This is a genomic window from Pseudomonas sp. GW821-FHT02C04 (genome assembly GCF_059421845.1).
Genome location: NZ_JBWKVT010000013.1, coordinates 14,670 through 34,157, shown reverse-complemented (window position 1 = coordinate 34,157; position 19,488 = coordinate 14,670). Strand labels below are relative to the sequence as shown.

Here is a 19,488-nt window from a genome sequence, read left to right as displayed (position 1 = left end):
TACAAGCCTCACAGGGACATTGAAGAAGGCGCGCAGCTTACCCGATTTTTCACGGACGAAAAAAAACCGGCGATCAACGCCGGTTTTTTTCTGTCACGCATTACTTGATCAGACTGAGAAACTCGCTGCGGGTCGCCGCGTTTTCACGGAACTCACCGAGCATCACCGAAGTGATCATCGACGAATTCTGTTTCTCCACACCGCGCATCATCATGCACATGTGCTTGGCCTCGATCACCACGGCCACGCCCAGCGCGCCGGTGACCTGCTGGACCGCATCGGCGATCTGGCGGCTGAGGTTTTCCTGGATCTGCAGGCGGCGGGCGTACATATCGACGATCCGCGCGACCTTCGACAGGCCCAGCACTTTGCCGCTCGGGATGTACGCGACGTGGGCCTTGCCGATGAACGGCAGCAGGTGGTGTTCGCACAACGAGTAGAGCTCGATGTCCTTGACCAGCACCATTTCGCTGTTGTCGGAGCTGAACAGGGCACCGTTGGTGACCTCTTCGAGCGTCTGTTCATAACCGCGGCAGAGGTACTGCATGGCTTTGGCGGCACGCTTTGGCGTGTCGAGCAGGCCCTCGCGGGACACGTCCTCGCCCAGTTGGCCGAGAATCGCGGTGTAATTCTGTTCCAGGGACATGAAACTACCTGTGGGGATTTTCGCAAAGGGCAAGGGTACGGTGGCGGACACGACCCTGCAAGTTCGGTGTGACGGGATTATTCGTCGCGGCCTTCCATCATGGTGCGTTTGAGCATCACGTAAACCGCGCCGGCGCCGCCGTGTTTCGCCTGGCACGAGCAGAAACCGAGCACTTGCGCATGCTGACGCAGCCAGGTGTTGACGTGGCTCTTGATCATCGGCCGCTTGCCGTCCAGCCGCACGGCCTTGCCGTGGGTGACGCGCACGCAGCGGATTTCGAATTTGGTCGCTTCGGCGAGAAACGCCCAGAGGGTTTCCCGAGCCTTTTCGACGCTCATGCCGTGCAGGTCGAGGCTGCCTTCGAACGGGATCTGCCCGACCTTGAGCTTGCGCATCTGGCTTTCCTGCACACCGTCGCGGGCCCACATCAGTTCGTCTTCCGGCCCGACGTCGATCACGAACTGATCGGACAGACCATCAACAGTGGTGGTTTCGGTACGGATGGTCGCGGACTGGCGCAGCTTGGCGATCTGTGCACGGTCAGCCTTGGGTTTGCCGGTGTCGGCGCGGTCGTGCTTGATCGGCTTGACGCCTTGGATCGCACTTTTGAACAGGGAAAAATCGTCGTCTTGCATATCAGCCTCCGCGAAGGGCGGCCAGTTTACCCAAACAGACACAAAACGGCCCGGCAAAAAGCCAGGCCGTCGATTCAGTCGTGTTTTTTCATCAGGTGCGGGGACATGTTCAGTTCCCGCGATTGCCGTGCGCGACGCCGGCAACGACGCCACAGGGCCACGCCGAAATACAGGAACAACAGGCCGACCGCCAGAATGATCGCCGAGCCCATCGGGGTTGCGTTCAAGTCGCCGAGTGCCGGCGGGTGCCCCAGCAGGCTGGCGGCCCCGGCCAGTGCCAGCAGTACGCCGAACATCGCCAGGATGGCGGCGATCGCTGCGCCGAAACGAAAACGCCAGTTGCTTTGGCCTTTGGGCCGCAAGCGGCGTGCGTCAAATCCATCGGATAACTTCATTCCGACCTTCCTCAATGGGTATCGGCCCTTCGACCGGGAGTTGACCGGGTTGTTCCTGAGGCTAGGGTAATTGAAGCAAATGCGAGGTTTTTGCAGATGAGCGGCGGGCTGAGCCGCTCATTTACGCTCGATCAGATCAGATCCTGGGTCAGCGCGAGGGTGGCGAAGTTGTCGGCCATGATCGCCATTTCCGCCTCCTGAACCTGTTCGGCGCTGAGCACGCGTCCCTTGAACGGCAGGTCGCGGGTGGCGCAGGCATCTTCGACCAGGGTGCAACGGAAACCCAGGTTCTTCGCCGCGCGCACGGTGGTGCTGACGCTGGAGTGGCTCATGAAACCGCAGACGATCAGGTCCAGCGAACCGATGGTTTGCAGGCGATCGTAGAGTTCTGTGCCGTGGAAAGCGCTCGGCAGCAGTTTGCCGATGATGGTTTCATCGCCCTGGGGTTCCAGGCCGGGGATGAATTCGCCGCGTTCGCCTTGCGGGTCGAACAGGCCGCCGACGGTGCCGAGGTGGCGCACGTGCACGATCGGACGGCCGGCTGCGCGGGCGGCGGCAACCAGTTGTTTGATGTTCGCGACAGCCGCGTCCATGCCGCTCAGGGCCAGCGGGCCGCTGAGGTACTCTTTCTGGGCATCGATGATGACCACGGTGGCATGGCTCAACGTGGCCGCTGCGTAACCGCGACCGCTGAGTTGAAACATCGTTTTTGGAACGGACATTCTGGGGCTCCTTGGGGTGGGGCTTTTGCGACATTGTCCTCTGGCTGAGCGGTTCTGTGAATCGCTACCATCGTAGGCACCGTCGTTACTGGCCTGCAGCCTCGTCAAGTTACACGTTCTGTTCAATAGCTGATAAAGAATTCGGAACACTCCTACCGTCGCCCCGGGATTTTTCCTGCGTCGTCGTGGCGCGTTTTGGCTGGTAGAATCGCCAGTCGTTTTTTCTGGAGTTCTGCCCCGTGATCACTTCCCGACTTCGTACCCTGCGCGACCACATCCGTTGGGCCGTCAGCCGCTTCCATGGGGAGGATCTGTTTTTCGGCCATGGCACCGACAATGCCTGGGACGAAGCCCGGCAACTCGTGCTCGGCGCTTTGCACCTGCCATGGGAAATCAACGACAGCTATCTGGACTGCGCGCTGGAAGACGACGAACTGGTCAACCTGCAACGCCTGCTCAAGCGCCGCATCGAAGAACGCATTCCAACCGCTTACCTGCTGGGCGAGGCGTGGTTCTGCGGCATGTCGTTCATCGTCGATGAGCGCGTGCTGATCCCGCGTTCGCCGATTGGCGAGCTGATCGAAAACCGTTTTGCACCGTGGATCGGCGACGAGCCGGCGCGGATTCTCGACCTGTGCACCGGCTCCGGCTGCATCGGCATCGCGTGTGCCTACGAGTTCCAGAATGCCGAAGTGGTGCTGGCGGACCTGTCGTTCGAAGCACTCGAAGTGGCGAACCAGAACATCGAGCGCCACGGCGTCGACGAGCGCGTGTTCACCGTGCAGGGCGATGGTTTTGACGGATTGCCGGGTCAACGTTTCGACCTGATCGTGTCGAACCCGCCCTACGTCGACGCGGAAGATTTCGCCGACATGCCGGACGAATACCAGCACGAGCCAGAACTGGGCCTGGCCTGCGGCGATGACGGTTTGAACCTGGTGCGACGGATGCTCGCCGAAGCAGCCGATCACCTGACCGAGAAGGGTTTGCTGATCGTCGAGGTGGGCAACAGCCAGGTACACGTCGAAGCGTTGTACCCGGAAGTCGATTTCGCCTGGCTGGAATTCCAGCGCGGCGGGCATGGCGTGTTCATGCTGACCGCCGAACAATGCCGCGATCATCAGGCCCTGTTCGCTTCCCGCGTCTGACCTGAACCGATCGTTCCCACCTCGGTGGGAACGATCATTGGCTTAGCGGTGCGTGGCAATCCAGATCAGCAAGCCGGCCTGGAACACTGCAAACGCCACCAGACACGTAATGGTGAAGCGCAAACCCGCGTCTTCACGCTTGAACTTGCTGACCTTGTCTTCCTGCTTTTTCAGCTTCACTTCCTGCTCGGCCAGGTTCTGCTCGGCCTGCTGCAACATCTGCGCAGCTTCGAGAATCTCGACGATCTGCAGCTTTTCGCTGTTCCAGTCGCCCAGCAAGTCACCGACCTGGACTTCCTTGACGCTGCCCTTCAAATGCTGGGCGTCGGCGTAAACCACATCAAAGCCATGCACGCGCAGAAAGTGATCGCGGCGCAGGCGCGTGTCTTCGTTCAGCGCGTCCTTGTTGTTCAAGTCCATGCCGTCGACGGTGTAGGTAGGCCAGCGTTTTTTCGCCCAGTTGATGCCCTGGGCGGCCATGAAACGGCCGATGCCACGGTTCAGCGGTTCGATCTGCAAACCGCTGTCCGGACCGAAGTGCACGCGTTTGGTCTTGTGGTCGACCCACACGTCGAGCTGATTCTGTTCTTTGCGCACGCGCTGTGCGGGCAGTTTGATCGACATGCGCATCAGGCTGTGTTCTTTGCTGTTGCGTTCGGCGTAACCGAATTCGACAAAGCGCAACGGCCGCCCGCCGGTGTTGCGGTCGGTCTGCAACGGCGCCAGGCGGAGCATCTTGTGGTGCTCGACGTGGACATCCGCCCATGGCAGCTCGACCGCTGGCGGTGCGTCTTTTTCAGCGGTGGTGTCGGGTGAAGTCTGGGTATCAGTCATAACGGCGAGATCCTGTCCAAGCTGCTTGCCGCCAGCCAGTACGCTGGCGACAAAGGCTTATCGGCCGTTTTCTACAGGACTAGAGGGCAAAAAGAGCTTAACGGGTGCGAAGTCCGTCAATAAATTCGAGGATGCGTGTCCCCAATTCCGCCGCCAGAGGCAGATTCGGGTCCTTGTAGGAGGCCATTTGCCGCTTCACGTCGTTGGGCACGATGCGCATCACGTGGTTCATGCCCTCGATCAACGCCAGTGTCGCGTCGGGTTTTGCCGCCTTGAGCAGCTTGGCGTCATCGACCTGAACCTGAATGTCGTTGCTGCCCTGGACGATCAAGGCCGGCATTTTCAGTTGAGCGAAAGCGGCGGACGGATCCTGACGGAACAACGAAATCAGATACGGCTGAACGCTAGGGCGAAATATTGGCTGCAAGGGCGCCGGGACATTGTCGTCGGTGTGGCCGGCCTTGAGGCTGTCGAGCAACTCGTTGCTGCGCTGCATCAGTGGCGGGGGTAGGCTGCGGGCCAGTTGCCGGCGCAACACCTGATCGATCGGCCGGGCGGTGCCGGACAGCGAAATGACCGCAGCGGCGTCGACTTTCGGTGCGGCCAGGCTGGCAATCAGTGCGCCCTCGCTGTGACCGAGCAGGATCAACGGGCCGAAGCGCGGATCAGCCTTGAGCTTCTGGCCCCAGGCCACGGCGTCCGCCACATAGGCTTCCACTGACAGATTGCGCTCATCCGGCGTCGCGGCCAGGCTCGCGGCCACCCCGCGTTTGTCAAAGCGCACGCTGGCGATATTGTGCTTGGCCAGCACCCAGGCCAGTCGCTTGAGGCTGTCGTTGCGCCCGCCGTCCGGGTTGTTTCCATCACGATCCGTAGGACCCGAGCCAGAAAGAATGAGGACAACCGGCACGGGATTGTCAGACTTTGGCAGCAACAGCGAGCCGAAAAGTTCTCCGCTGCCGGTGTCCAAAGTCACCGGGCGTTGCAGGACGGTCGCCTGGACAAAGCCAGTAAACAGGGTAAGGCTCAAGATCAAAACTCGCAGCATCATCACGCCATCATTTGCAAAGGTGCCGGTTGGACTCACCAACACCGCCAAGGTTCGAGGATGAACTACTCGGTTAGCCTGCGTATACTGGCGCGCATCATGAATTTGGGTTTGATTTCACGGAGCGTCCTGCATGTCCGGCAATACCTACGGCAAGCTGTTCACTGTCACCACCGCGGGCGAAAGCCATGGTCCGGCGTTGGTCGCCATTGTCGACGGCTGCCCGCCGGGCCTGGAGATTTCCCTTGAGGACCTGCAGCGCGACCTCGATCGCCGCAAGCCGGGCACCAGCCGCCACACCACCCAGCGTCAGGAGGCCGACGAAGTCGAAATCTTGTCCGGCGTGTTCGAGGGCCGCACCACCGGCTGCTCCATCGGTCTACTGATCCGCAACACCGACCAGAAGTCCAAGGACTACTCGGCGATCAAGGATCTGTTCCGTCCGGCCCACGCCGACTACACCTACCACCATAAATACGGCGAGCGCGATTACCGCGGCGGCGGTCGCAGCTCTGCGCGGGAAACCGCCATGCGCGTGGCGGCCGGTGCGATTGCCAAGAAATACCTGGCGACGCAGGGCATCGTCATTCGCGGCTACATGAGCCAGCTCGGCCCGATCGAAATCCCGTTCAAGACCTGGGAATCGGTCGAGCAGAACGCCTTCTTCAGCCCGGACCCGGACAAGGTTCCGGAACTGGAAGCCTACATGGACCAGTTGCGCCGCGATCAGGACTCGGTCGGGGCCAAGATCACCGTGGTCGCCGAAGGTGTGATGCCGGGTCTGGGCGAGCCGATCTTCGACCGTCTCGACGCCGAACTGGCCCATGCGCTGATGAGCATCAACGCGGTCAAAGGCGTGGAAATCGGTGCCGGTTTCGCCTCGGTCGCCCAGCGAGGCACCGAGCATCGCGATGAAATGACCCCGGAAGGTTTTCTCAGCAACAACGCCGGCGGCATCCTCGGCGGTATCTCGTCCGGTCAGCCGATCGTGGCGCACCTGGCCTTGAAGCCGACGTCGAGCATCACCACGCCGGGCCGTTCGATCGACATTCATGGCAACCCAGCGGAAGTGATCACCAAGGGTCGTCACGATCCGTGCGTCGGCATCCGCGCCACGCCGATTGCCGAGGCGATGATGGCCATCGTGCTGATGGATCACCTGCTGCGTCACCGTGGTCAGAACGCCGACGTGCGCGTGAACACCCCGGTGCTGGGCCAGCTCTGATGGGTCAACTCACAGCCGCCGCGGTCTGACCGTGGCGGCGCTCCCGTACTGGCGGCTGTCCAGTTTCTATCTGTTCTATTTCGCCTTGCTGGGTTCGACGGCGCCGTTTCTGGCGCTGTACTTCGATCACCTCGGCTTCAGTGCCGCACGCATCGGCGAGCTGGTAGCGATCCCGATGCTGATGCGCTGTGTGGCGCCGAACATCTGGGGCTGGCTCGGCGACTACACCGGCAGACGCCTGGCCATCGTGCGCTTCGGCGCGGTGTGTACGCTGCTGACCTTCTCGCTGATTTTCGTCAGCAAGACCTACGCCTGGCTGGCGATGGTCATGGCGTTGCATGCGTTCTTCTGGCACGCGGTGTTGCCGCAGTTCGAAGTCATCACCCTCGCGCATCTGCAGGGCCAGACCTCCCGCTACAGCCAGATTCGGCTGTGGGGTTCCATCGGTTTCATCATCACTGTGGTCGCGCTCGGTCGGTTGTTCGAGTGGCTCAGCCTCGACATCTACCCGGCGGCGCTGGTGTTGATCATGGCCGGCATCGTGCTCAGCAGTCTGTGGGTGCCGAACGCGCAGCCGCCTCAGGGCAATCGGCCGACGGGCGAAGGCTTTCTCAAGCAGTTGCGCAATCCCGGAGTGCTGGCGTTCTACGGTTGCGTGGCGCTGATGCAGATGAGCCACGGGCCTTATTACACCTTTCTGACCTTGCACCTCGAGCGATTGGGTTACAGCCGTGGTGTGATCGGCATGCTTTGGGCGGTTGGCGTGGTGGCGGAAGTGCTGATGTTCATGGCGATGAGCCGGATCCTCGCGCGTTTTTCCCTGCGTCGTGTGCTGATGGCGAGTTTTCTGCTGGCGGCGCTGCGCTGGTTGCTGCTAGGTTCGTTCGCCGAATTCCTCTGGGTGCTGCTGTTTGCCCAGGTGCTGCATGCCGCGACATTCGGCAGCTTTCATGCCGCTGCCATCCAGTTCGTGCAACGTAGCTTCGGTGCTCGTCAGCAAGGGCAGGGCCAGGCGTTGTACGCGGCACTGGCCGGAACCGGCGGTGCGCTGGGCGCGTTGTATTCCGGCTACAGCTGGAATGCCCTCGGCGCGACATTGACCTTTAGTATTGCCAGTCTCGCGGCGCTCGCTGCTGCCGTTATCATTGCCACACGTATGCAAGAGGACAGGCCATGAGCCTTACGCGTGAACAGCTTGCCCAGCAAATCGTCGACGCTGGGCGTTTTCTTTACGGTCGCGGCTGGTCGCCGGCCACCAGCAGCAACTACTCGACGCGCCTGTCGCCGAGCGAAGCGCTGCTGACCGTGTCCGGCAAGCACAAGGGCCAGTTGGGTCTGGACGATGTGCTCGCCACCGATTTGTCTGGCAACAGCCTGGAACCGGGGAAAAAACCGTCCGCCGAAACCCTGCTGCACACCCAGCTCTACAGCTGGCGCCCGGAGATCGGTGCCGTGCTGCACACCCACTCGGTGAACGCCACGGTGCTGTCGCGCCTGACGCCGCAAGACTTCATCGAGTTCGAAGACTACGAACTGCAAAAAGCCTTCAGTGGTATTTCGACCCACGAATCCCGGGTGCGGGTGCCGATCTTCGACAACGATCAGGACATTGCGCGCCTCGCCGCCAAGGTGCAGCCTTGGCTCGACGCCCATCCCGATTGTGTCGGTTATCTGATTCGCGGTCACGGCCTCTATACCTGGGGCGCGCAGATGAGCGACGCGTTGCGCCAGATCGAGGCCTTTGAATTTCTGTTTGAATGCGAGTTGAAGACCCGCAGCGTCATGAACCGCCAAGGCTGACTTCACCAGAACCAGCCCATTTGCCTGATGAATGCAGTGCCCGACCGGTCTCGAAGAACCGGACGGCAAGGCCGATACCGAGGAATTGCCCCCATGAGCAGCCTGTCCGTCTATCACGTTTCCAGCCCTGAAATTCCGAACAAGGTGCTGACCCATTTCGAAGACATCGCCTCGACCCTGGCCGAGCAGGGCGTGCGCTTCGACCGCTGGCAAGCCGCCGCGAAGATTCAGCCCGGTGCCAGCCAGGAAGAAGTGATCGGCGCCTACCAAGAGCAGATCGACAAGCTGATGACCGAACGCGGTTACATCACCGTCGATGTGATCAGCCTCAACAGCGATCACCCGCAAAAAGCCGAATTCCGTGCCAAATTCCTTGAAGAACATCGCCATGGCGAAGACGAAGTACGCTTTTTCGTCGCCGGCCGTGGCCTGTTTACCCTGCACATCGACGATTACGTCTACGCCGTCCTGTGCGAGAAGAACGACCTGATTTCGGTGCCAGCCGGTACCAAGCACTGGTTCGACATGGGCGAGAACCCGCATTTCGTGGCGATCCGTCTGTTCAACAACCCTGAAGGCTGGGTTGCCAATTTCACCGGCGAAGACATCGCCGGCCGCTTCCCGCGTCTGGAGGACTGAGCCGATGTCGATCAAGGTCATCCTCACCGATATCGAAGGCACCACCAGCGCGGTGAGTTTTGTGTTCGACGTGTTGTTCCCGTATGCGGCGAAACACCTGCCTGACTTCGTTCGTCAGAACGCCGCACGTGCGGACGTTGCTGAGCAACTGGACGCCGTACGTCGCGACAGCAACGAGCCGCAGGCTGACGTTGAGCGAGTGGTAGAAATTCTGCTGAGCTGGATCGCCGAAGACCGCAAAGCCACTCCGCTGAAAGCGTTGCAAGGCATGGTCTGGGAGCAGGGCTATCAGGCCGGGCAGTTGAAGGGGCATGTTTACCCGGACGCCGTTGAAGCGCTCCAGCGCTGGCATCAGGCCGGGTATCAACTGTTCGTTTACTCGTCCGGTTCGATTCAAGCGCAGAAGCTGATTTTCGGCTGCTCGGAAGCCGGGGACCTGACGCCGCTGTTCAGCGGCTACTTCGACACCACGTCGGGCCCGAAGCGCGAAGCGCAGTCGTACAGCAATATCCAGCAGGCCATCGGGGTCGAATCGCAGGAAATCCTGTTCCTCTCCGATATCGTGCAGGAACTCGACGCCGCCCAGGCCGCCGGCCTGCAAACCTGCGGGCTGGCCCGTGAAGGCGGAGAACTGGAAGGCCATGTGACCGTCGACAGCTTTACCGGGATCGAACCGGAAGCCTTCTGAGTCCACCCAATCGACGCGCAAAAAAAAACAGGCCGTGAAGCGAAAGCTCCACGGCCTGTTTGTTCATGTGGTGTTTACATCGAGTGATAGGTCGGCAGAGCAAAACGCTGCTGGCTTTGCAGCATGCCGATCTGCGGCAGCTCGCTGGCCTGTTCGGCGAGGTCACGACGGATTGCGCTGATCGCCCACGACAATTGGTCGCCGGCATGCAGTTGCTGATAGGTGAGCGCACGTTTGAACACTTTGCCGTCGGCACTCTTCAGCGTCAGCAGGATCCCGCCATCGGGACGCGGTTGGGTGGTGACGTTGAAGTTGGAGAACAGGGAGGTAAATTTTTCTTGGATCAGGCTCATGTCTTTCAGCTCCGTATGCACTTGAATGGCAAGCATGCAGAGGGAGTTGCAGTGATTGTGCCAGTATTCTGTTTTTATAATATCTTTATAAATCAACAACTTATAAATTATGCAAATTCAAGTCGTCGTGCAATCTGCATGAATGGCCATCGTGCATCCTGCATTTTGCGGGATCGCTGTCGATCCGATGGAACCATTCCATCCGGCTGCAATCGCGTTTCGCCTTGTAGCGTTGGCGGATACAAAACATTGCAAAAACCGCGTGTACAGCCCGAGAAGCCCTGACGTATTTTCGGCCTCGACCCTCGCTCAAGAAGCGCTGGTTGCCTTACCCGATTGCCCGACAATAAAAAATCCGGCCTGCACGCCAAGGTCGAACGGGAGCTGCCATGAGCCACGCGCCTAGCGACACGATTACCTGGAGCATGATGCTCCGCAAACTGCCGATGATTGCCAAAGCCATCCCTCGGGTGGTGAAAGGCATGAAGGTGGCCAACGTCAAGGATCCGACCCAAACCTGTGGCCTGGGCTGGACCTTCGAGCAAGCGACCCTGCGCAATCCCGAGGGCCCCGCGCTGCTGTCGGGTGAGGTGGTGCTGAGTTATTCACAGGTCAACCAGTGGGCCAACCGCATTGCCCACTACCTGATCGGGCAGGGCATCGGGAAGGGCGATGTGGTGGCGGTGTTCATCGAAAACCGCCCGGAACTGCTGGTGACGATTCTGGCGCTGGCCAAGGTCGGCGCCGTCAGCGCGCTGCTCAACACTTCGCAGACTCGCGACACGCTGATCCACAGCATCAATCTGGTGGCGCCGGTGGCGATTGTCGTCGGTGAAGAATTGCTGCCAGCCTTCACCGCGGTGCGCGAGCAAGTGACGATTGCGCCGGCCCGCACCTGGTTCGTGGCAGATCAGGACACCTTCAGCCAGCCGGGCATCGCCCCGGAGGGTTACACCAATCTGATCAGCGCCAGCGCCGATGCGGCAAGCGACAACCCGGCCAGCAGCCGGCAGATTTTCTTCGATGACCCGTGCTTCTACATCTACACCTCCGGCACCACCGGTTTGCCCAAGGCTGGCGTGTTCAAGCACGGACGCTGGATGCGCAGTTCGGCGAGCTTCGGCATGATCGCCCTCGACATGCGCCCGGACGACATCGTCTATTGCACCTTGCCGCTGTACCACGCCACCGGGCTTTGTGTGTGCTGGGGCTCGGCGGTCAATGGCGCGTCGGGTTTTGCGATTCGCCGCAAGTTCAGCGCCCGGCAGTTCTGGAGCGATGTGCGCCGCTACCGCGCAACCACCATCGGCTACGTCGGTGAATTGTGCCGTTATCTGGTGGATCAGCCGGTCAGCAGCGATGACAGTCGCCATGACGTGCGCAAGATGATCGGCAACGGTTTGCGGCCCGGTGCCTGGGCCGAGTTCAAGACCCGGTTTGCGGTGGATCACATCTGCGAACTGTACGCGGCGAGCGACGGCAATATCGGCTTCACCAACATCCTCAATTTCGACAACACCATCGGATTCTCGCTGATGGCCTGGGAACTGGTCGCCTACGATCAGGACAGCGGCGAACCGATTCGTGGTGCTGACGGGTTCATGCGCAAGGTCGGCCGGGGTGAGCGGGGCCTGTTGCTGGCGCGGATCGACGACAAGGCGCCGCTGGATGGCTACACCGATCCGCAGAAAACCGCGAAAGTCGTGCTGCAGGACGTATTCACCAAGGGCGACCGCTTCTTCAACACCGGCGATCTGCTGCGCAACATCGGTTTCGGTCATGCGCAGTTTGTCGATCGCCTCGGCGACACCTACCGCTGGAAGGGCGAAAACGTCTCGACCACCGAGGTCGAGAACCTGCTGCTCCAGCATCCGCACATTTCCGAAGCCGTGGCCTATGGCGTGGAAATCCCCGACACCAACGGTCGCGCCGGCATGGCAGCGATCACGCCGGCCGAGTCTCTGGCCACGCTGGACTTCACCGAGCTGCTGGCCTTCGCCCGCCAGCGCATGCCGGCCTATGCGGTGCCGTTGTTCCTGCGGGTCAAAGTGAAAATGGAAACCACCGGCACCTTCAAATACCAGAAGACGCGCCTGAAAAACGAAGGCTTCGATCCCGGCCAGACGGGCGATGACCCGATCTATGCCTGGCTGCCGGGCACCGAAACCTACGTGCAGGTCACGGATGAAATCCTCGCGGACATCCGGGAAGGCAAGTTCCGTTATTGATATTGGCTATCGGCTGTCTTGGAAAAAAGGGGATGACAGCTATCGCCGCGCTCGGGAAACTATCGGCTTTCCGATTGACCGAAAGTGGAGTTGCCCCATGTCCGACCAAAGCCGCCAGATGACCCCCGAAGAAGCTGCCGAATTCACCGAGCAGGTATTCAACAAGGCGCGCGACGGCGATGCGGCGATGCTGGATCGCCTGATCACGGCCGGTCTGCCGGTCAACCTGACCAACAGCAAGGGCGACACCCTGTTGATGCTCGCCAGTTACTACGGTCACGTAGATGCGGTGCAAGTGCTGCTCAAGCACAAGGCCGACCCGGAACAACGCAATGGCAACGGCCAGAGCCCGATTGCCGGTGCGGCATTCAAGGGTGACCTGGCCGTGGTCAAGGCATTGGTGGCCGGTGGGGCGCAGATTGAAGGCGCTTCCTTCGACGGCCGCACGGCGCTGATGATGGCGGCAATGTTCAACCGGGTTGAAATCGTCGAGTTCCTGATCGACCAGGGCGCCGACCCGAAAGCCAAGGACGCCAACGGCATCACCGCGCTGGACGCGGCCCGCACCATGGGCGCTGTGGACACCACCGCGCAGCTGGAAAAACTGCTGGGCTGAACCGCCGGGCCGGAACCCGCTCTGTGGCGAAGGCGAGAATGCGCTATCCTTCGCGCCCTCAAAATTCTCTTCGCCACAGGATCCGTCCCCATGAAAGCCGCACTCGCCGAACTCATCAGCAAAATCAGCTCCGGCTGCATGGGCGACGACGAGATTCAGAAGGTCGCCGATGAGGCCGCGCAGGCCTACGCCGATGCCGACGCTTTTCTGACCGCCAATCCGGACATCAACTACGACGACACTTTCCCGATTCCTTTGGGCGAGTGGGTGGTGGTTGGCAGTCTGCCGGAGACCGTGCTGTTCCAGGCCGACACCTACGTTGACCTGTTCGCGCAGATCGTGGCTTCGTTCGGCCCGGGCGTCGAGTTCAATCTCAAGCCCAAGCAACTGGCCAAGACCGAAGCGCTGACCGCGCTCAACCGCATCCAGGTGCAGATGAGCAGCATGAACAAGGAAAACGGCGGCTACACGCTGATGAACTTCAGCCAGTTACTCGACGACGAACTGCAAGTGGTGCTGGTCTACGGCAACGACGTGCCGCGAGTGCTGGAACTGTGTGCCGAAGTCGGCATCGCCGCTGCGCCGTCGCTGGAAGCCTTGAAGGTCGCCGTTCACGTCTGAGCGCAATAAAAGGGAACCCTGCGCGCGACCGTCTATCCTAAAAGTGCATGCCACTATTCTGGAGCGACACCATGGGTTCCACGTTCAACGGCCTGATCGGCCTGATCATTCTTGCCCTCGACATCTGGGCGATCATCAACGTGCTGAAAAGCGGTGCCGAGACCGGGATGAAAATCCTCTGGGTGCTGTTGATCATCTTCCTGCCGGTGCTGGGCCTGATCATCTGGGCGATTGCCGGGCCGCGGGGCAATGTGCGGATCTGACCGTTCGCGCCAATGGATTGTGCCGGGCCGATGAAGTGAGGTTCGACCTGTCATCTTCGGCAACGTAGAATGCGCGCCTTTCCCGGGCAATCGAACCTGACGATTGGCGCCCGCGCATTCATCGGAGCACTTCACCATGACCGTCACCAAGACCAGCGAATACCTGGAAACCCTCTACGAAGGCTACGGCCAGCGTTTTCGCATGGAAAAACTGCTGCACGAAGTGCGCACCGAACACCAGCACCTGGTGATCTTCCAGAACCCGCGCATGGGCCGGGTGATGGCGCTGGACGGCGTGATCCAGACCACCGAAGCCGATGAATTCATCTACCACGAAATGCTCACTCACGTGCCGATCCTCGCCCACGGCACCGCCAAGCGCGTACTGATCATCGGCGGCGGCGACGGCGGCATGCTGCGCGAAGTGACCAAGCACGCCAGCGTCGAACACATCACCATGGTCGAAATCGACGGCACCGTGGTCGACATGTGCAAGGAATTCCTGCCGAACCACTCCAAGGGCGCCTACGACGATCCACGCCTGAACCTGGTGATCGACGACGGCATGCGCTTCGTCGCAACCACCACTGAAAAATTCGACGTGATCATTTCCGACTCCACCGACCCGATCGGCCCGGGCGAAGTGTTGTTCTCGGAAAACTTCTACCAGGCCTGCCACCGCTGCCTGAACGAGGGCGGCATCCTCGTGACCCAGAACGGCACGCCGTTCATGCAGATCGAAGAAGTGAAAACCACCGCCGGTCGCCTGCGCAGCCTGTTCCCGGACTGGCACTTCTATCAGGCGGCCGTGCCGACCTACATCGGCGGTTCGATGACCTTCGCCTGGGGCTCGACCAACCCGGCCTACCGCAAGCTGAGCCGTGAAACCCTGCAACAGCGTTTCATCGGCAGCGGCATCGTCACCCGTTACTACAACCCGGAAATCCACATCGGCGCCTTCGCCTTGCCGCAATACGTGCTGCAAGCGGTGAACAAGCCAAGCAACGACTGATCACTCAGCCGTCATCACTGCGGGAGCGAGCGGCTTCGTTCCCGCAGATGAAATGTTTTTCATGTTTCATCGGTGTAAAGCTTTTGAACGATCAATCCTGACAAAAGTCGAGATAGATATGAGCCCATTTGCGGGTTTGTTCGAGGAGGCACCAATGCAAAAGTGGAAAGTCACTTTCGTGGATGATCACGGTGAAATTGTCGATGAAATCTTCGAGCGTGCGGAATGCCCCAGCGACGATGAGGCCGCTCGACTGATCAAGGAACGACTCCTTCCTGTCGCCGCCGCACTGGATCTGAACGATCTGGAAGGGCGCACCTCCGATGCAGGCGCCAAAAGCCTGAAAACCCAGAACAGCATCGAAATCCGCAGCATCACTCCCATCTGAAAATCTTCTTCTCCGTAACGCACCAGGCCTTGGCAGCGGCTCTATCTTGGGGCTACTCTGCAAGCGAGATCAGCGAACGGATCGCTAAGGTCTGGTCTTGTCAGCTACATGCTTGTTTCCCGCCGGCAACACGGTTGCCGTAGCGCTTGAGCCGTTCGGCCAGGTGCAGGGAATACGGAAAGTCTATCCATCTATGCGAGGGGGACGTTCATGAGCACAGCCTATCAAGAAGACATCAGCAGCAACGTGCTGCGCCGCATGAAAGAAGGCGGTTTCGATTTTTCCCGATTCCATCCCATCGAGTTCTACGCCATTTTCCCGGACGAGGAGCGGGCGCGCAGGGCGGCAGGCAAGTTTCGCGGTGAATCCATCAATGCCCAGGTCAGCGCGCGCGACGACGGCGCGTGGTCCCTGGAATTGAGCAAGGTGATGTACGCAACCTACGACGACATTGGCGATTTCGAACAGGGCTTTTCGGCGGTGGTCGAGCCCTTGGGCGGCATCATCGAAGGCTGGGGCGTGAAGCAGGAGGTGCGCAACCGCCATCGTTTGAACTGATAACCCTCGCAACACGTCGAGCAACGGCTGACCTTCGGGTCGGCCGTTGTCGTTTCTGCACCCCGAACATCGCCCGGCAAAACCCTGAAACAAGAATCCGGCGCAAAAAAAAGCCACCGGGAGAGGTGGCTGAAAGGGAAGACCGGAAGGAGAGGAAACCGGTCAGGGTTACGGCCGGTAGGGCTGCCAGGGCAAGCCGGATCAGTTGGGCTGCGCACGTCGTCGGGGACGTTTCGCAGCGGATGTGCGGATTATCCGCAGGCGGCGCCGGGCAGTGAAATCAACTCTGACTATGCTGGTGATAGGCGACTGCACTGCGTCGCAATGAGGCGGGGGCGATCAGGTTGGGGCATTTGCCGCACAGGAATGGTGCGGTGTCTGTGGCGTGAATATCCAACCGATTGAAATCAAAGCGTTTATGCCGATGGCACGGGCCTTGCGAAGGCCTGTATGTCCGGGGTGACAAGGAGTACGGCATGATCCGCACCTATTTTGATGAAATGTACGATGCCGGCGGCCAGGTCCGCCCGCATTACCGGGAGTTTGCCCGCTGGCTGGCCGATACGCCTGACGAGCTGTTGGCCCAGCGGCGACGCGAGGCCGATCTGCTGTTCCATCGTGCCGGGATCACTTTCACGCTCTACGGGGACGAGCAAGGGACAGAACGCCTGATTCCCTTCGACACCATTCCGCGCAGTATTCCCGCCAGCGAGTGGCGGATCGTCGAGCGCGGCTGCATCCAGCGCGTCAAGGCGTTGAACATGTTCCTCGCCGACCTCTATCACGAGCAGCGCATCATCAAGGCCGGGATCATTCCCGCCGAACAGGTGCTGGCCAACGAGCAATACCAGTTGGCGATGCAGGGGCTGGATCTGCACCGCGATATCTATTCGCACATCTCCGGCGTCGATCTGGTGCGCGACGGCGACGGCACGTATTACGTGCTCGAGGACAACCTGCGCACGCCCAGCGGCGTGAGCTACATGCTCGAAGACCGCAAGATGATGATGCGCCTGTTCCCCGAGCTGTTCGCGGCCCAGCGCATCGCCCCGATCGACCATTACCCGAACCTGCTGCTCGACACCCTGAAAAGCTCAAGCCCCATCGACGACCCAAGTGTCGTGGTGCTGACACCGGGACGGTTCAACAGCGCGTTTTTCGAGCATGCGTTTCTGGCCCGGGAAATGGGCGTCGAGCTGGTCGAAGGTGCCGATCTGTTCGTGCGCGACGACAAGGTCTTCATGCGCACCACCGACGGCCCGAAAGCGGTAGACGTGATCTACCGCCGCCTCGACGACGCGTTTCTTGATCCATTGGCCTTCCGCCCGGATTCGATGCTGGGCGTACCGGGACTGCTGTCGTCGTATCGCTCCGGCAACGTGGTGCTGGCCAATGCGATCGGCACCGGCGTGGCGGACGACAAATCGGTGTATCCGTTCGTCACCGAAATGATCCGTTTCTACCTCGATGAAGAGCCGATCCTGAAGAACGTGCCGACCTGGCAATGCCGCAATCCGTCTGAACTTTCCCATGTACTGGCCAATCTTCCGGATCTGGTGGTCAAGGAAACCCAGGGCTCCGGCGGTTACGGAATGCTCGTGGGGCCGGCGGCGACGACGGCGGAAATCGATGCGTTCCGCGAGCGGATCAAGGCCAAGCCCCACGCGTACATCGCGCAACCGACGCTGTCGCTGTCGACCTGTCCGACCTTTGTCGAAAACGGCATTGCGCCGCGCCATATCGACCTGCGCCCGTTCGTATTGTCCGGCCGCGAAACCCGGGTTGTGCCCGGCGGTTTGACCCGTGTCGCCCTGCGTGAAGGCTCTCTGGTGGTGAATTCATCCCAGGGCGGCGGAACCAAGGACACCTGGGTGGTCGAGGATTGAAGGAAGCCTGCCATGTTAAGTAGAACTGCCTCGGATCTGTACTGGATGTCGCGTTACCTGGAGCGGGCGGAAAACCTCGCACGGATGCTCGACGTCAGCTATTCGCTGTCGCTGATGCCGCAGGACGGCCGTGGCGACGGTTTGCACGAACTGGCGATGCCGTTGCTGATCACCGGCACGCTGGACGATTACCTGGAACGCCACGGCGAACTGCATGCCGAGCGATTGCTGCACTTCTTCGCGCTCGACGCGGCCAACCCCGCGAGCATCTACAGCTGCCTCGGCGCGGCACGAGCCAGCGCCCATGCGGTGCGCGGGCGGATCACCGCCGACATGTGGGAGAACATCAACGCCACCTGGCTGGAGATCCGCGGGATCGCCAATCAAGGCCTCAGCCGCTACGGCATGAGCCGGTTCTGCGAGTGGATCAAGGAACGTTCGCACCTGTTCCGCGGGGCGTCCTACGGCACCATCATGCGCAACGATGCGTTTCGTTTCATCCGGTTGGGCACGTTCATCGAGCGGGCCGACAACACTTTGCGCCTGCTAGACGCCCGCTATGAAATGGCCGGCGATCAGGCCGAAGCGGTCAGCGACGGCACCGCCCACGCCTATTACCAATGGAGTGCCTTGTTGCGGGCCTTGTCCTCGTTCGAGGCCTACACCGAGATCTATCGCGACGCGCCCGGCGCCCGGCATGTGGCCGAGCTGCTGTTGCTGCGCGCCGACGTGCCGCGCTCGCTGCGGGCCTGCACCGAGGAGATCGACCAGATCCTGGCGCAGTTGCCAGGGGCCAACGGTCGTCCTGCGCAACGACTGGCGGCGGAGATGGACGCACGCCTGCGCTACACCGGCATCCACGAAATCCTTGAGGAAGGGCTGCACGCCTGGCTCACCGAGTTCATCCCGCTGGTGCGCCAGTTGGGCAACGCCATTCACAGTTCCTACCTGGAGGCCGCATGAGACTTTCCATCAGCCACGAGACCACCTATCACTACGAAGATCAGGTGCGGGCGAGCATCCAGTACCTGCGCCTCACCCCGCACGACAGCGAGCGTCAGCATGTGCTGAGCTGGCAGCTCGACCTGCCGCGTCCGGTACGGGCCCAGCTCGATCCGTTCGGCAACATCCTGCATGTGCTGACCATGGACGAACCCCACGAGGCGATCATCATCGGCGCCCGTGGGCAGGTCGATATCGACGAGTTGCGCGAAGCGGAGCATGAAAGCCAGTCGGCGCTGCCGTTCCTGCGCTTCACCCGGTTGACCGAGGCGGACGAGGCGCTGCGGGCGTTTGCCGAGAAGTCCTGCAAGCAACGACGCGACCGCAACGCGCTGATCGACCTGATGCACGGCTTGAACCAGCACATGACCTACACGCCGGGTTCCACCGAAGTCGACACCAGCGCTGCCGAGGCGTTTGCCGGGCGGGCGGGTGTTTGCCAGGACCACGCCCACGCGTTTCTGGCCTGCGCGCGCAGTCTCGGGGTGCCGTCGCGGTATGTGTCGGGCTATCTGTACAGCGAGGATTGCGAGCATCTGGCCAGTCACGCCTGGGCCGAGGCCTGGATCGATGACGCCTGGTACAGCTTTGACGTGACCAATGAACTGGCGCGGCCGGAGCGACACCTGAAATTGGCGGTGGGCCTGGATTACCTCGACGCCTGCCCGGTGCGGGGCATGCGTCGGGGCGGCGGGTCAGAGCAGATGCACGCGAAAGTGCTGGTGTCGCCGACACCTGCGCCAATCATCTCTGTGCAGCAGCAGTAAACGGCATAGTTGGC

The 19,488-nt window shown here is 60.9% G+C and carries 23 protein-coding genes; 16 read left to right on the top strand and 7 right to left on the bottom strand.

What is annotated here, in order from left to right; genetic code table 11:
* Positions 1-100: 100 nt before the first annotated feature.
* The 4 genes from folE to AC07VV_RS29815 form a co-directional block, all read right to left on the bottom strand.
* Positions 101-646 (bottom strand): GTP cyclohydrolase I FolE, encoded by a 546-nt coding sequence (folE, locus tag AC07VV_RS29830; RefSeq protein ID WP_003204506.1) that lies wholly within the window; start codon positions 644-646, stop codon positions 101-103.
* 77 nt (positions 647-723) lie between these two features.
* Positions 724-1,281, bottom strand: a complete 558-nt coding sequence (locus AC07VV_RS29825) for a Smr/MutS family protein (protein WP_085732349.1) — start codon at positions 1,279-1,281, stop codon at positions 724-726.
* A 74-nt stretch (positions 1,282-1,355) separates the two neighbouring features.
* On the bottom strand, positions 1,356-1,676 hold the full coding sequence (locus tag AC07VV_RS29820; RefSeq protein ID WP_495038282.1) for a hypothetical protein: 321 nt from the start codon (positions 1,674-1,676) through the stop codon (positions 1,356-1,358).
* Between the two features lie 131 nt (positions 1,677-1,807).
* Complete coding sequence (locus AC07VV_RS29815; protein ID WP_011333204.1) at positions 1,808-2,398, bottom strand: cysteine hydrolase family protein; 591 nt, start codon at positions 2,396-2,398, stop codon at positions 1,808-1,810.
* Positions 2,399-2,637: 239 nt separating this feature from the next.
* On the opposite strand from AC07VV_RS29815, the gene prmB reads away from it, so the two are divergent.
* Positions 2,638-3,546 (top strand): 50S ribosomal protein L3 N(5)-glutamine methyltransferase, encoded by a 909-nt coding sequence (gene prmB, locus AC07VV_RS29810; protein ID WP_495038281.1) that lies wholly within the window; start codon positions 2,638-2,640, stop codon positions 3,544-3,546.
* Positions 3,547-3,588: 42 nt separating this feature from the next.
* On the opposite strand, the gene AC07VV_RS29805 is transcribed toward prmB, so the two are convergent.
* Positions 3,589-4,380, bottom strand: a complete 792-nt coding sequence (locus AC07VV_RS29805) for a hypothetical protein (protein ID WP_096822947.1) — start codon at positions 4,378-4,380, stop codon at positions 3,589-3,591.
* Positions 4,381-4,477: 97 nt separating this feature from the next.
* Entirely contained in the window at positions 4,478-5,431 is a 954-nt protein-coding gene (locus AC07VV_RS29800) for an alpha/beta hydrolase (RefSeq protein WP_495038280.1), read from the bottom strand.
* Between the two features lie 130 nt (positions 5,432-5,561).
* Between AC07VV_RS29800 and aroC the strand changes: the two genes are divergently transcribed.
* The 5 genes from aroC to mtnC all read left to right on the top strand — a co-directional run bounded on the left by aroC (position 5,562) and on the right by mtnC (position 9,780).
* Entirely contained in the window at positions 5,562-6,653 is a 1,092-nt protein-coding gene (aroC, locus tag AC07VV_RS29795) for a chorismate synthase (RefSeq protein ID WP_085732355.1), read from the top strand.
* Positions 6,654-6,684: 31 nt separating this feature from the next.
* Positions 6,685-7,830: an MFS transporter gene (locus tag AC07VV_RS29790; RefSeq protein WP_273539028.1), complete on the top strand. Its 1,146-nt coding sequence runs from the start codon at positions 6,685-6,687 to the stop codon at positions 7,828-7,830.
* Positions 7,827-8,453, top strand: a complete 627-nt coding sequence (locus tag AC07VV_RS29785) for a methylthioribulose 1-phosphate dehydratase (RefSeq protein WP_007959997.1) — start codon at positions 7,827-7,829, stop codon at positions 8,451-8,453. Before AC07VV_RS29790 ends, AC07VV_RS29785 begins: the two co-directional genes overlap by 4 nt.
* Positions 8,454-8,546: 93 nt before the next feature.
* Positions 8,547-9,092: a 1,2-dihydroxy-3-keto-5-methylthiopentene dioxygenase gene (locus tag AC07VV_RS29780; RefSeq protein WP_495038279.1), complete on the top strand. Its 546-nt coding sequence runs from the start codon at positions 8,547-8,549 to the stop codon at positions 9,090-9,092.
* A gap of 4 nt (positions 9,093-9,096) precedes the next feature.
* Positions 9,097-9,780 (top strand): acireductone synthase, encoded by a 684-nt coding sequence (mtnC, locus tag AC07VV_RS29775; RefSeq protein ID WP_495038278.1) that lies wholly within the window; start codon positions 9,097-9,099, stop codon positions 9,778-9,780.
* A 74-nt stretch (positions 9,781-9,854) separates the two neighbouring features.
* On the opposite strand, the gene AC07VV_RS29770 is transcribed toward mtnC, so the two are convergent.
* Positions 9,855-10,133, bottom strand: a complete 279-nt coding sequence (locus tag AC07VV_RS29770) for a DUF3509 domain-containing protein (RefSeq protein WP_096822971.1) — start codon at positions 10,131-10,133, stop codon at positions 9,855-9,857.
* Between the two features lie 389 nt (positions 10,134-10,522).
* On the opposite strand from AC07VV_RS29770, the gene AC07VV_RS29765 reads away from it, so the two are divergent.
* The 10 genes from AC07VV_RS29765 (at position 10,523) to AC07VV_RS29720 (ending at position 19,474) form a co-directional block, all read left to right on the top strand.
* On the top strand, positions 10,523-12,361 hold the full coding sequence (locus AC07VV_RS29765; protein ID WP_495038277.1) for a long-chain-acyl-CoA synthetase: 1,839 nt from the start codon (positions 10,523-10,525) through the stop codon (positions 12,359-12,361).
* Positions 12,362-12,458: 97 nt separating this feature from the next.
* The gene (locus tag AC07VV_RS29760) at positions 12,459-12,977 is read left to right on the top strand and encodes an ankyrin repeat domain-containing protein (protein WP_096822953.1); all 519 of its coding nucleotides are present in this window, start codon (positions 12,459-12,461) and stop codon (positions 12,975-12,977) included.
* Between the two features lie 90 nt (positions 12,978-13,067).
* Complete coding sequence (locus AC07VV_RS29755) at positions 13,068-13,598, top strand: hypothetical protein (protein ID WP_096822954.1); 531 nt, start codon at positions 13,068-13,070, stop codon at positions 13,596-13,598.
* A gap of 71 nt (positions 13,599-13,669) precedes the next feature.
* Entirely contained in the window at positions 13,670-13,861 is a 192-nt protein-coding gene (locus tag AC07VV_RS29750) for a PLDc N-terminal domain-containing protein (RefSeq protein WP_102622501.1), read from the top strand.
* 136 nt (positions 13,862-13,997) lie between these two features.
* On the top strand, positions 13,998-14,873 hold the full coding sequence (speE, locus tag AC07VV_RS29745) for a polyamine aminopropyltransferase (RefSeq protein WP_085690505.1): 876 nt from the start codon (positions 13,998-14,000) through the stop codon (positions 14,871-14,873).
* Positions 14,874-15,027: 154 nt separating this feature from the next.
* Positions 15,028-15,261 (top strand): hypothetical protein, encoded by a 234-nt coding sequence (locus tag AC07VV_RS29740; protein WP_096822956.1) that lies wholly within the window; start codon positions 15,028-15,030, stop codon positions 15,259-15,261.
* A 210-nt stretch (positions 15,262-15,471) separates the two neighbouring features.
* Positions 15,472-15,819 carry a ribonuclease E inhibitor RraB gene (locus tag AC07VV_RS29735; RefSeq protein ID WP_007960698.1) on the top strand — a complete coding sequence of 116 codons (348 nt, stop codon included), beginning with the start codon at positions 15,472-15,474 and terminating at the stop codon, positions 15,817-15,819.
* Positions 15,820-16,295: 476 nt separating this feature from the next.
* Positions 16,296-17,705 (top strand): circularly permuted type 2 ATP-grasp protein, encoded by a 1,410-nt coding sequence (locus tag AC07VV_RS29730; RefSeq protein ID WP_025113343.1) that lies wholly within the window; start codon positions 16,296-16,298, stop codon positions 17,703-17,705.
* Between the two features lie 12 nt (positions 17,706-17,717).
* Positions 17,718-18,668 (top strand): alpha-E domain-containing protein, encoded by a 951-nt coding sequence (locus AC07VV_RS29725; RefSeq protein WP_096822958.1) that lies wholly within the window; start codon positions 17,718-17,720, stop codon positions 18,666-18,668.
* Positions 18,665-19,474 carry a transglutaminase family protein gene (locus tag AC07VV_RS29720; protein ID WP_495038276.1) on the top strand — a complete coding sequence of 270 codons (810 nt, stop codon included), beginning with the start codon at positions 18,665-18,667 and terminating at the stop codon, positions 19,472-19,474. The genes AC07VV_RS29725 and AC07VV_RS29720 overlap by 4 nt, the downstream gene beginning before the upstream one ends.
* The last annotated feature ends 14 nt before the right edge of the window (positions 19,475-19,488 follow it).

What these genes read in the sequence shown, in the direction of transcription:
- folE (WP_003204506.1), bottom strand. Translation starts at nt 646, where the DNA reads ATGTCCCTGGAACAGAATTACACCGCGATTCTCGGCCAACTGGGCGAG.
- AC07VV_RS29825 (WP_085732349.1), bottom strand. Translation starts at nt 1,281, where the DNA reads ATGCAAGACGACGATTTTTCCCTGTTCAAAAGTGCGATCCAAGGCGTC.
- AC07VV_RS29820 (WP_495038282.1), bottom strand. Translation starts at nt 1,676, where the DNA reads ATGAAGTTATCCGATGGATTTGACGCACGCCGCTTGCGGCCCAAAGGC.
- AC07VV_RS29815 (WP_011333204.1), bottom strand. Translation starts at nt 2,398, where the DNA reads ATGTCCGTTCCAAAAACGATGTTTCAACTCAGCGGTCGCGGTTACGCA.
- AC07VV_RS29805 (WP_096822947.1), bottom strand. Translation starts at nt 4,380, where the DNA reads ATGACTGATACCCAGACTTCACCCGACACCACCGCTGAAAAAGACGCA.
- AC07VV_RS29800 (WP_495038280.1), bottom strand. Translation starts at nt 5,431, where the DNA reads ATGATGCTGCGAGTTTTGATCTTGAGCCTTACCCTGTTTACTGGCTTT.
- aroC (WP_085732355.1), top strand. Translation starts at nt 5,562, where the DNA reads ATGTCCGGCAATACCTACGGCAAGCTGTTCACTGTCACCACCGCGGGC.
- AC07VV_RS29785 (WP_007959997.1), top strand. Translation starts at nt 7,827, where the DNA reads ATGAGCCTTACGCGTGAACAGCTTGCCCAGCAAATCGTCGACGCTGGG.
- AC07VV_RS29780 (WP_495038279.1), top strand. Translation starts at nt 8,547, where the DNA reads ATGAGCAGCCTGTCCGTCTATCACGTTTCCAGCCCTGAAATTCCGAAC.
- mtnC (WP_495038278.1), top strand. Translation starts at nt 9,097, where the DNA reads ATGTCGATCAAGGTCATCCTCACCGATATCGAAGGCACCACCAGCGCG.
- AC07VV_RS29770 (WP_096822971.1), bottom strand. Translation starts at nt 10,133, where the DNA reads ATGAGCCTGATCCAAGAAAAATTTACCTCCCTGTTCTCCAACTTCAAC.
- AC07VV_RS29765 (WP_495038277.1), top strand. Translation starts at nt 10,523, where the DNA reads ATGAGCCACGCGCCTAGCGACACGATTACCTGGAGCATGATGCTCCGC.
- AC07VV_RS29760 (WP_096822953.1), top strand. Translation starts at nt 12,459, where the DNA reads ATGTCCGACCAAAGCCGCCAGATGACCCCCGAAGAAGCTGCCGAATTC.
- AC07VV_RS29755 (WP_096822954.1), top strand. Translation starts at nt 13,068, where the DNA reads ATGAAAGCCGCACTCGCCGAACTCATCAGCAAAATCAGCTCCGGCTGC.
- AC07VV_RS29750 (WP_102622501.1), top strand. Translation starts at nt 13,670, where the DNA reads ATGGGTTCCACGTTCAACGGCCTGATCGGCCTGATCATTCTTGCCCTC.
- speE (WP_085690505.1), top strand. Translation starts at nt 13,998, where the DNA reads ATGACCGTCACCAAGACCAGCGAATACCTGGAAACCCTCTACGAAGGC.
- AC07VV_RS29740 (WP_096822956.1), top strand. Translation starts at nt 15,028, where the DNA reads ATGCAAAAGTGGAAAGTCACTTTCGTGGATGATCACGGTGAAATTGTC.
- AC07VV_RS29735 (WP_007960698.1), top strand. Translation starts at nt 15,472, where the DNA reads ATGAGCACAGCCTATCAAGAAGACATCAGCAGCAACGTGCTGCGCCGC.
- AC07VV_RS29730 (WP_025113343.1), top strand. Translation starts at nt 16,296, where the DNA reads ATGATCCGCACCTATTTTGATGAAATGTACGATGCCGGCGGCCAGGTC.
- AC07VV_RS29725 (WP_096822958.1), top strand. Translation starts at nt 17,718, where the DNA reads ATGTTAAGTAGAACTGCCTCGGATCTGTACTGGATGTCGCGTTACCTG.
- AC07VV_RS29720 (WP_495038276.1), top strand. Translation starts at nt 18,665, where the DNA reads ATGAGACTTTCCATCAGCCACGAGACCACCTATCACTACGAAGATCAG.